This window comes from Streptomyces sp. 4F14 (assembly GCF_048159485.1).
In the GTDB taxonomy this organism is placed as follows: domain Bacteria; phylum Actinomycetota; class Actinomycetes; order Streptomycetales; family Streptomycetaceae; genus Streptomyces.
The window spans coordinates 128817-139920 of sequence record NZ_JBLRVY010000033.1; the positions used below are offsets into that span (position 1 = coordinate 128817).

Annotated in this window: 6 protein-coding genes; 2 read left to right on the forward strand and 4 right to left on the reverse strand. The window is 74.1% G+C overall.

Annotation, left to right across the window (positions count from 1 at the left end; genetic code table 11):
- The first annotated feature begins 11 nt into the window (after window positions 1–11).
- Both ACLZOT_RS40820 and ACLZOT_RS40825 read left to right on the forward strand, forming a co-directional pair.
- Complete coding sequence (locus ACLZOT_RS40820) at window positions 12–2996, forward strand: DEAD/DEAH box helicase (protein WP_416974259.1); 2985 nt, start codon at window positions 12–14, stop codon at window positions 2994–2996.
- Window positions 2993–4210, forward strand: a complete 1218-nt coding sequence (locus ACLZOT_RS40825) for a hypothetical protein (protein ID WP_416974260.1) — start codon at window positions 2993–2995, stop codon at window positions 4208–4210. The genes ACLZOT_RS40820 and ACLZOT_RS40825 overlap by 4 nt, the downstream gene beginning before the upstream one ends.
- A gap of 237 nt (window positions 4211–4447) precedes the next feature.
- On the opposite strand, the gene ACLZOT_RS40830 is transcribed toward ACLZOT_RS40825, so the two are convergent.
- From ACLZOT_RS40830 to ACLZOT_RS40845, 4 genes are all read right to left on the reverse strand, one after another.
- A complete protein-coding gene (locus tag ACLZOT_RS40830) occupies window positions 4448–5659 on the reverse strand; it encodes a DUF418 domain-containing protein (RefSeq protein ID WP_416974261.1) in 1212 nt (403 codons plus the stop codon).
- 79 nt (window positions 5660–5738) lie between these two features.
- A complete protein-coding gene (locus tag ACLZOT_RS40835; RefSeq protein ID WP_416974262.1) occupies window positions 5739–9449 on the reverse strand; it encodes a helix-turn-helix domain-containing protein in 3711 nt (1236 codons plus the stop codon).
- A 143-nt stretch (window positions 9450–9592) separates the two neighbouring features.
- Window positions 9593–9946, reverse strand: a complete 354-nt coding sequence (locus ACLZOT_RS40840) for a hypothetical protein (protein WP_416974263.1) — start codon at window positions 9944–9946, stop codon at window positions 9593–9595.
- 43 nt (window positions 9947–9989) lie between these two features.
- A complete protein-coding gene (locus tag ACLZOT_RS40845) occupies window positions 9990–10856 on the reverse strand; it encodes a glycine betaine ABC transporter substrate-binding protein (RefSeq protein WP_416974264.1) in 867 nt (288 codons plus the stop codon).
- Window positions 10857–11104 lie beyond the last annotated feature (248 nt).

Here is an 11104-nt window from a genome sequence, read left to right on the forward strand (position 1 = left end):
GAGTTTCGCAGATGTCCTTCGCCACTGTCGCTCTGCGAGCTCCCCTGGTGCTCGTCCCGGGGCTGGGCTTCGACGACCAGCTGCGCGCCAAGAACGAGTCCAGCGCGGGTCTGCCGCCCCATGTGTCGCAGATCGTCCACGACCTGAACCAGCTCGGTGCCGCAGCCGTGAGCATCAGTCCGGCGAGTGGCAGGTACAGAGCCTCCCTGCTGGTTCACACGCGTACATATCGCCTGCGTCTTGAGGCCACGAAGCGGGGCACCGGCTACTTCGTCAAGCACATCGATCCGCTGCGCCTCGCCGACCACGCGCGTCTGGCCCGGTCCTGTCTGCTGGTCCACCCTCCCGCCTGGAGGATGGTGTTCGAACTGCGGGCCGTACCCGAGGGGTCGGACGCCCAGTGGCAGGACCTCGAAAAGGCATGGCAGGCTCTCGGCGAGAAGCAGCCGCCGCAGACGCCCTCCGCCGTCGGGGAGGCCCGGTCGGAGTTCCTCGACACGGTGGAGCGGCTGATCGACGCGACCGAGGAGATCACCACCCGCGAGGAGCGCGAGGCCGCCCCGTTCCCGTACCAGCGCCTGGCGGCCACAGGTGGCAGGCGCGGCAGCGCTCCGCAGTCGGTCTACGAATTCCAGCTCGTCGGCCGGGAGTTGCCGTCGGTGGGCGCCTTCGTCCGGGTGCAGGGCGACACGGAGACCCGTGGCAGGGTGAACCGGGCGGTGGAGTCCTCCGTCACCGTCCGCTTCGACCAGCCCGTGTCGTGGGAGCGGTTGCCGGCGCGCGGCGCCCTGGAACTCATCCCGAGCAGCGTCGTCTTCACCAAACAGCGCCAGGCCGTGGCGAACCTCCGCACCGGGAACACCAGGAACACGGGCCTCCTCCCCGCAGTCGTCGAACACCACGTGCGCACGATCCCGGCCGGCGCCGTACAGCCGCACGAGGACCTCGACCCCGAGCAACTCGACGCGTTCCGCAAGGCATTGGCCACCGAGGATCTGCTGGTGGTGCTCGGCCCGCCCGGTACCGGCAAGACCCGCACCATCACCGAGATCACCCGCACCGCCGCGACGACCGGAGCCGCCGGCAGCGGCCGGGTCCTCGTCACCTCCCACACCAACCGGGCCGTGGACAACGTTCTGGCGCGTCTGCCGCGGGATCTCGTGGTGATCCGGGTGGGAGACGAGAGCAAGGTCCACGCCGACGTGAAGCCGCTGCTTCTGGAGGAACAGTCGGAGAACCTCTCCGAGGGCATCCGGCATGCCATGACCCAGCGAACGCAGGCGTACCGGGAGGCGGCGGCCGTCGCACCGTGGACGGCCGAACTCGCCACACGGATCCACCGCGCCGACGAGCTGTTCCAGGAGGCCCGGATCGCGGCCCGGCGTCTGGAGAACGCGGTCAGGACAGCCGCCGCGCCGGCCCGCGCGCTGTCTGCGTCACTCCAGAGCGAGGAGAGCCGACGGGAGTCGGATCTCCGGTCGTCGACCGAGCGTGCCCAGTGGCTTCAGGAGAAGGTGCGGTCCGAGCAGCTGCAGTCCGACGCCGTTTTCACCGGCTGGCTGCACCGCTCCCGGGCTCGCCACCTGGAGGAAGAGCTCTCCGAGGTGAGAGCCGAGATCCAGCGGCTCACGGAACTCGAGCCCGAACTGCGCAGGCAGGCAGCGGCAGCCAGGGCGGCGGAGGAGCGTGCGGTACGTGAGGACGCCGCTGTCGGCGCGGCCCGGACCGCACACGAAGCGGCGAAGCTTCGGCTCGGCGAGAGTCTGCAAGCCGGCTACGAAGCCGCCGGCATGGCCGTTCACGCGCTCGGCTCGGTCATGCCGAGCGCGTCCGCGCCCGCCCGGCCGCGGGATCCGGCCGAGGCGACGGCCGCGCTGCACGCCCTGCACCAGCAGTTGGAGGCGTGGGTGCCGGTCCTCGCGCAACGCGAGCAGCTCACCCTGCAGTGGCAAGCCGCCATCGGCCAGGACACGGGGCAGCTGGTGCCCGAACTCGTGCGCTACGCCCAGGTGGTCGGCGCCACCTGCATCGGCGCCGCGTCCCGAGCCGAACTGTCCGGTGTCGAGTTCGACCTGGGGATCGTCGACGAGGCCGGCCAGATCGGCATCGCCGACACCCTGGTCCCGCTGAGCCGGGTCCGCCGTGGCGTTCTCGTCGGTGACGACCGGCAGCTGCCGCCTTTCCGTGACTCCGAGGTGGACGAGTGGGCCCAAGGCGTCGGCGACCCCGAACTGGTCAGGTTGCTGTCCCAGAGCGCCCTGGAGCGCCTGCGGGCCGGGCTGCCCTCCTCCCATGTCGTGCGGCTGACCCGTCAGCGCCGGATGCCCGCCGAGATCGCCGACTTCATCTCGGCCGCCTTCTACCGGGGAGAGCTGCTCACCGAGAAGGATCATCGGCACACCGACCCCTTGTTCGCGAGCCCGATGGCTTTCGTGGACACGGCCGCGCTGCCCGACCGCGTCCGTCGTGAGTCGGGCGGCCATCAAGCCGGCGGCCGTGGTCGGCGGGGTCCCTCCAACACCTGTGAAGCACGTCTGCTGGCCGAACTCGCCGCCTTCTACCACCGCCGGGGTTCCGAGTGGGTGGTCATCGTCCCCTACCTCGCGCAGCGCCTGGAGGTCGTCCGCCACCTCACCCCGCTGATCGGTGACTCCCGGCTCGCGGATGCCTCGGTCGGCAGCGTCGACTCCTACCAGGGCGGGGAGAGCGACGTCGTCCTGTACGGCTTCACGCGCAGCAACCCTGAGGGGCGGATCGGCTTCCTCAAAGAGCTGCGCCGAGTCAACGTCGCCTTCACCCGCGCCAAGAATCAACTGGTCCTCACGGGCGACCTGGGCACGCTGCTCCGTGCCGACGATCCCGGCTTCCGCACCCTCATGGACGATCTTCACCGTCATCTGCTCGACCGCGGAGATCTGAGGGACTACCGGGACGTCATGGCGGCCCTCGCCGAAGACGCCCCGGGCCCCGTGCACACGGAAGGACACCACCCGTGACGACCGCTCCCCGCCTGATGAACTTTCCCGAGGAGCGGGTTCTGGAGGACGCCGCCTTCGGCCAGGGCATCGTGCCCACCCGGCTCTACGCCTTGCTGCTGCCCGTCTGGCAGGTGGAGATCCGCGCCGATGTCACCGAGGGCGAGGACTTCTTCCTCATCGACCGCTTCCTGGAGCGCGGCCTGCGCCTGGGCGCCCTGCACACCGTGGACGAACTCGCCGCGTTCTTCGCCCTGGACCGCGGCCTCGTCGCGCAGGCCGTCCGTTTCCTGGCCGCGATCGGGCACCTGCGGGAGGAGGCCGGCGGCCGACTGTCCCTGACGCCGCTCGGGCAACGGTCCGTGGACGACGACGTCCGCTACGTGGTCACCCGTCAAGACCGCCGCAAGCTGTACTTCGAGGCCCTGAGCTGTACGCCGCTGACCCGGGCCCACTACGACGAAGAGGTCGTGACCCTGCTGTCCGGTCAGGAACTGGCCCGGGCGACGCGGAGCGACCACTACCCGCGCTTCACCCCCATCACGGTGACGTCCGGCTTCGACCGCTCGGCCCTGGACCGGCTCAAGGACCGCAAGGACCGGGCCCGGTTCAACCTGCCGGTCGCTCTGGACGCGCTGGAGAGCCTGGAGGAGACGGTCGTCCACCTCCCGGTCTACCTGGTGCGGGGCCAGAAGGGGCTCCTCGTCTACGGCCAGGCGGAGGCGGGGACAGCGCACGACCCTGAGCTGAGCGAGCTCTGCACCCGTAGTCCGGAGCTGGTCAGCGTCCTCGACAACGAGGAGTCGGAAGAGGGCGCGGACGGCCGTGTCCTGCGCTTCGCCCAGAAGTGGCTCCGCGACCAGGGCTTCGACACGGTCGCCCCGGAACAGGACGACGACGGCACCTGGTCGGTCTCGCTGCCCTCCGGGGCCTTCGGCGCGGACGGGATTCCGGTGTCCCGCATCGGGGGGTACCGCGTCGTGGGGACCCGTTTCTTCCGTGTGTGGTGCGAGGAGGAGACACCTCGCAAGCTCGCGCTCCTAGCCCGCCTCGACCAACGCATGGGCTCACGCCGGAAGGTCACCCGGCGGGAAGCGGAGGAACTCGTTGCCCGCCTGGCCCGCCAGTTGCGCCTGGAGGTCCCCGAACTGTCCCGGCTCCGCGGCGGCGCCGAGAAGACCGGGCTCAGCGGTCTTGAGGCCCAGCTGGCCCGGCTGACAGGGGAACGGAACTGATCATCACCGGCCGACGAGGCAGCCCGCCCGGGTTCATGTCGTCCTCGCCGGAAGGTCCAGCGAGGCGCCTGTGTTCTCGTCGTGTCCCCGGTTCAGATGGCCGACGTAGTCGCGTGCCAGCGGCTTCACGGTGTTTCCCTGGGGGACGGTTCCTTCCCGGTAAGAGCACGCGCATCCACCGCCCATGAACTCCCGCTAAACACAGGCCAGTTGCGCAACACCACCCCCTGGGGTTCATCAGTCGCGCCCGGCACGAGCGGTTCCGCCGTCCCGGGCCGGGTCCGGTGCGGTGCGGCGCATCCGAGGCCGCTCCGCGTTGGTCACAGCCCGCAGGGCCCACTCGGCCGGGCCGTACCGGTACCGCGCGAGCCAGCGCCGGCTCAGCTCCAGTTGCGCCGCGAAGATCCCGGCGGCGACGAGCGGTACGGCCGCCGGCGGGGTGTCCCCGGTCAGTCCGAGCCCCGCGCCGGTGAAGATCAGTACGCCCAGCAGGGACTGGGCGAGATAGTTCGACAGCGCCATCCGGCCGGCCGGTGCGAGGGCCCGTGCCAGCCGGCCGCCGCGCGGGGTGGTGAACACCCGCAGCAGGGTGGCCGCGTAGGCGCCGGCCAGTAGCGGCGCGGTGAGGATGCACACCGCCACCCCGGCCGGGTTCACGGTGCCGCCGCCGATCGCGAACAGCAGCGCGCCCGCGAGCCCGACCGGGTAGCCGAACAGTTCCAGGCGGCGCAGCGCGGCCGCGTGCTCGCGGGCCCCGTCGGCGAGGAACTCCCGTCGTCCGGCGGCCAGTCCGACGAGGAACGCGGCCAGCGAGAGCGGCCCCTGTACCGCGAGGCTCGCGGCCATCACGGGCAGCGAGCGCAGGTGCTCGCCGATCACCGAGCCCGGGCCGCCGTCGAGGGCGTCGGTCGAGGCGCGGCCGTCGGCGAGCGCGGCGCCCTCGTCGGGGACGAGGTCGAAGCCCGCCAGCGCGGCCGCGGCCAGCCCGGCCGCCATGAGCGTGAAGATCGCCCCGGCGGTGACGAGCGCGGTCCTCGGCCGGATCCGGTGCACGGCGAGCAGGACGAGGCCGAGCAGGGCGTAGGTGGTGAGGATGTCGCCGTGGAAGAGCAGCACCGCGTGCAGGCCGCCGAGGACGAAGAGCCCGCCGAGCCGGCGCAGGAACCGCGCGGTGAAGTTCGCGCCGGCCCGGCCGGCGGAGGCCAGTTGCAGAGTGAAGCTGTAGCCGAACAGGAAGGAGAACAGCAGGTAGAACTTCATCTCGAACAGCAGCCGGGTCACGAACTCGGCCGTGTGGTCGAGCCAGGAGCCGTGCGCCGGGTCGGCGACGAGGTGGAAGGGGTAGCCGGAGGCGAAGAAGACGAGGTTCACGACGAAGATGCCGCACAACGCGAACCCGCGCAGCGCGTCGACGTCGAGTAACCGGGGTGAGGGGCTCTTTTCCGTCATGCGAGAACGCTAGGAACGGCACCTCCACGGCACGAACCGGCAGACCCGAGGATCCGGGGTGGGGAGAGCCCCCGAGGGCTCAGCCGCACAGCCGGCGGTAGGGGGCGTCGGGGATGTACGTCTGCCAGCGCTCCGGTGTCAGGTCCGCTCCGCCGGCTCGTGCGCAGACCGTGCGGACGGCGGTGGGCGGGTCGACGGGGTGACGCTGGAGGGGGACGTGTGCGCTGCCCGCGTACAGGGTGGCGCCGTCGGCGCTGAAGGACAGGGTCTGCACGGCCTCGCCGGGGGTGGTGAGGGGGGCGCCGAGGGGCTGCTGGGTGCGGGTGTCCCAGAGCTGGAGGGTGCCCGCGCTGCCGCCGACGGCGAGGGTGGTGCCGTCGGGGCTGAAGGCGAGGGCGGCGACGGATTCCGGGGTGCTGTCGAGGGACGGCGGGAAGGCGTTGCGCAGGATGCCCGCGCGCCGCCGCAGCCGCCCGTCCCACAGGGCGACGCGGCCGGTGCCGGCGCCCGCGGCGAGCCGGCTGCCGTCGGTGCCGAAGGCGAGGGCGGTGATCTCCTCGCCGAGGACGAGGTCGCGGTCGGCCGAGGGGGCGTCCGGCAGGAGGGTGGCCCGGTTGTCGCCGACGAGGAGCCGCCCGTCGGGGCTGACGGCCAGGGCGGGGCCGGGGAGGCCGGGCAGGACGCGGGTGCGGCGGGCGGTCGCCGTGTCCCAGGTTTCTGCCTGGAGGTCGCCGGAGGGCTGGATGCGCACGGCGTGGACGGTGCGGCCGGCGGGGCCCAGGGCAAGGGCGATGACGGGCTCGGCGGGGGTGGGCGCGAGGTCGAGCGTGTGGCGGACGCGGCCCTGCCGGGTGTCCCACACGGTCAGGCGCTGGCCTGTGGTGTCCAGGCCGTGTGCGGCGATCCCGTAGGCGAGGGCCGTGCCGTGCGCGTCGAACGCCATCAGGGGGATGGTGTCGGTGGAGCCGGCGGGGACCGGGAGCGGCGGGGCGGGGAGGGTGCGGGCGGCGCCGCCGCGGGTGGCGGCGAGGCGGAAAGTGTAGTGGGTGCCGGTGTGTTCGGCGGTGGCGACGGTGGTGCCGTCGGGGCTCAGCAGGACCCGGTCGAGCGGGCGGGCCCGCCAGGCGGGGGTGACGGTCGCGGTGACGTCCAGGGTGTGGACGGTGCCGCCTTCCAGGTAGCGCAGGGCGGGGCGGTCGGGGTCCCAGGCGGGGCCGTCGTAGGGGTGCTGGTTGTCGAGGCCGTGCCGCAGGACCGGGGCGTAGGGGTCGGAGAGCCGCCACACGCGCAGTTCGCCGGAGTCGACGGTGGCGGCGAAGGCGCCGTCGGTGCTGAGGGACGCGTACGAGACGCCGCTGTCGGCCAGGGTGGCGAGGGCGCGGCCGGTGCTGACGTCCCAGACGTGGACGGTGTCGGCGGTCAGGACGAGGAGGCGGCCGTGGTCCAGGCGCAGCGTGGTGGGCGTGTCCGCGTCGGCGGCGGGGTCGCACAGGCCGGTGGCGTGGTCCCAGGCGCCGGGGAGTCTGCGGCGGGCTGCGGTGTCCCAGACCTGGGGGGTGCCGTGGTCCGGGCAGATCGCGGCGGTGCGGTCGTCGGTGCTGAGGGCCGGGTCGGCGGGGCCGGGTGAGGGGATCTGGAGCAGGACGCGTCCGTCGGTGGCGGAGCGCAGCCGGACCCGGCCGTCCTCGGTGTCCCTGACCAGCGCGAGGGCGCGGCCGAGCCGGACGTTCGTCCAGTCCGGCATGGGTTTCGGGTCGCCCGTCCAGCGGCTCGTGCGGGTGTCCCACAGCCGGATGCCCTCGGGGCGGGAGACGGCGAGGACGCGGCCGTCGCCGCCGGCGGCGAGCGCCTCGCCCTCGGGCAGCGTGCCGTCTCCTCTCCTGGTGCGGGTGGCGACGTCCCAGGCCGTCCAGTGGCCGTCCGCGACGCTGAGCAGGGTGTGGCCGGAGTCGAGGAGGAAGCGGCGCGGGGTGGTGCCGGGGGCGGGGTCGGTGAAGGCGTCGTCCTCGGTCTGGGCGAGGGAGCCGAGCAGGGCGCGGCGGCTCTCGGGCAGCGGGGAGATCCGCCAGGCGGCGACGCCCAGCAGGAGCGCGGTGCGCGGGTCGGTGGTGCGCAGCGCGTCGGCGACGTCGGCGACGCGGCGGGCGGTGATGGCGGTGTCCTGCCGCTTCTCGTAGCGGTGCTGGGTCCAGGCCACGGCCGTCACGGCGAGGGCGGTGGCGAGGACGGCGGACAGGGTCGTCAGGAGCCCGCGGTGGCGGCGGGCGGCGCGGGTGGCGGCACGCCGCTCGGCGTCGCGGGCGTCGAGGGCGGCCGTGAGGAAGCCGTGTTCGGTCCGGGTCAGCAGGTCGTGGTCGGGGAAGAGCTCCTCGGCGCGGGCGAGGGCGGCGCCCCGGTAGAGGGCGCCGGGGTCGCGGCCGTGGTCGTGCCAGGCGCGGGCGACCTCGGCGAGCCGGGAGCGGTGGCGCAGCCGTTCGCGGTCCTCCTCGACCCAGCCGGACAGGCGGGGCCAGCGGCTGATGAGGGCCTCGTGGGCGAGCTGGGCGCCGTCCTGGTCGACGGTGAGCAGGCGGGCGCGGGTGAGCCGGTCCAGGACGAGCGGGACGTCCGGGTTAGTGTGTTCGGCGAGTTCGGCGCGGGACAGGGGGCGGCGGGTGTCGGGGGTGCCGAGTCCGGGCTCCACCATGCGCAGCAGCAGGTGCCGGGCGATGCGGGCCTGGGCCGGGGTGAGCTGCCGGTACAGCTCCTCGGCGGTCGCGGCGACGGCGCCGCGCACCCCGCCGGCCGCCTCGTACGCGGCGAGGGTCAGGGCCCGGCCCCGGCGTCGGCGCCAGGTCTCCAGGAGGGCGTGCGAGAGCATGGGCAGCGCTTCGGGCCGGCCGCTCACCTCCTCGACGAGGCGTGCGGTGAGCTCGCGTTCGACGAGCAGCCCGGCCTGCTGCGCGGGTCTGACGATCACCTCGCGCAGTTCGTCGGCGGTCAGCGGCCCGAGCATCAGCCCGGCGCCGCACAGTTCGTCGGCCAGGCGCCGGTGTTCGCCACAGCGGGCGTAGAAGTCGGCGCGTACGGCGATGAGGACGCGCAGCCGGCTGTCCGGGTCCCGGGCGGTCAGCAGCAGGTCGATGAACCGGGTGCGTTCGGCGGGGTCCTTGCAGAGGGTGAAGACCTCTTCGAACTGGTCGACGACAACCCAGCTCTCGGGTTCGCCGGCGGCGGGGGCGAGGAGGTGGGCGTAGGTGGTGGCGGGCCGGGGTCCCGGAGTGAGGACCCTGAGGACGGCGGGGCGGCCGTACGCGGCGGCGGCCTCGCGCAGGCGGGGGATGAGGCCGGCGCGCAGCAGGGAGGACTTGCCGCTGCCCGAGGCGCCGAACAGGACGGCGAGGCGGTGTTCGCACACGAGCCGTCCGAGTTCGCCCGCGGCCCGGTCGCGGCCGAAGAAGAGGTGCTGGTCGCCGGTCTCGTAGCGGGTCAGTCCCCGGTAGGGGGGCGGTTCGTCGCCGTCGGGTTCGCGCACGGCCCGGCCGAGCTGGTCGCGCGCGGTCTGCCACAGGGGTTCCAGGAGGGCGGGGTCGCCTCCGCAGGCGCGGGCGTAGCCCTCGACGACCGGCCAGGAGGGCAGGCGTTCGCCGGCCGCCGCCTGGGAGAGGGTGCTCGCGGCGCAGCCGGCCCGCTCGGCCATGGCCCGGTAGGCCGGTCCGCCGGCGGCTCGCCGCAGTTCACGCAGTTCGTGGGCGAGCCGCTGGACGGGACCGGCCTCGGGGTCCAGGGGGAGTTCGGGACGGCCTGCCACGTGCCCTGCCTACGTCCGGGTCTTGGAGTCTTGCGGGAGGAGGCGGTGGGCCGGGTGGCGCGTGGCCTCCTCGCCGACAGTGCGGGGGGTGGATGTCCGGTGAGTGAATGCGGGGCGGATCGCCGGTAAAGGTGGCCCGGCCGTCAGTCGACCGAGTACGTCGTGGTGCCGCCGTCGCGCTGGCGGGGGATGTACACGAACTTCGTGTGCCAGCCGATGTCGGAGCGCTCGTAGTGGAACTCGACCGAGCGGTCCGTCTGCCACCAGTAGTCCCAGGCCGTGGTGCAGTTGTCCGCCGGGACGTCCCAGAAGCGGGAGCCGGTCCAGTCGCCGTACTGGTTGCGGCCGACGAGGAAGAACCTCAGCGGGAGCCGGTTGTTGTTGCAGACCTTGAGCTGCGCGGTGCTGGCGCTGGCGGTGCCGGGGAGGGCGAGGCCCACGCAGAGGGCGCCCAGGGCGACGGCGGACACGGTGACCTTGTTGAGGAGGGTACGCATGAAAGGGGTCACTTTCTGCTGGTGACGGACGAAGGGGCGGGGTTCAGCCGATGAGCCCGTGGGACCGCAGCCACGCCCCGGCCGCCTCGGCGGGTGCCCGGCCCGCCTCGACGCGGGCCGTGAGCGCGGCCAGTTCGGTGGTGGTCAGCCGGGCGCCGAGCCGGTCGAGCGCGTCCCTGGCGGTCCGGTCCGCGCCCGCCGCGTCGGCGAGCGGGAAGACGTGCTCGGGCGGTACGACGGCCGCGGGGTCGGCCAGCACCGCCAGGTCGCGGCGGGCGATCACGGGGTCCGTGCCGCGCAGGACCAGGACGTCGGCGGTGGCGCCCTTCGGCGCCGCGGTGAAGGTGACGCCGTACGCCTTCGTCAGGGCCGCGGGCGAGGGGGCGTCCGGGTCGCCGGCCGCGGGGCCGCCCAGGGTGAGACGGGTGCCCGCGCGCCGCAGGTCGGGCAGAGCGCGCAGCGCGTGGCGGTGGGCCAGGTCCCGGGTGACGGCCAGGACCACGCCGCGCTCGGCGCGGGCCGGGCGCAGCGCGACGACGCCGGGCGGCAGGGCCGTGCTGAGCGCCGACGCCATGTCGCCGGGCCGGGTGCCACCGGGCATGGCCCGCAGCAGGGCGGTCTCGTAGGCGGGGGTGAGCCCGATCTCGCCCCTCACGACGGCCCGCGCGCTGTCGGCGGGGTCGGCGAAGGGGGTGAGCGCGGTGGTCACCTGTTCTCCGGCGGCGGTCAGGAGCTGCTCGTAGAGGGCGGCCACGATCCGGCTCTCCGTCGAGTTGTCGCCGCCGATCACCAGCGGGCCCTGGTGGTCGGCCGACGACGCGGTGGTGCCGGTCGCCGCCGTGCCGCCGCAGCCGGCGAGCAGGAGTGAGCAGAGGGCGAGGGCGGCCGTACGCGGCGGGCGTCGGGTCATCGGTCGGGTCACTTCTGTTCTGTCGGAGGATCGGAGGATTCGGGGTGGCCGGGGTGGCCGGGGTGGCCGGGGTGGCCGGGGTGGCCGGGGGCGGTGGCGGGGGGGGGGGGGGGGGCCCCCCCCCCGCCCCCCCCCCCCCCCCCCCCCCCCCCCCCCCCCCCCCCCCCCCCCCCCCCCCCCCCCCCCCCGGCCGGCCGGCCCCCCCCCCCCCCCCCCCCCCCCCCCCCCCCCCCCCCCCCCCCCCCCCC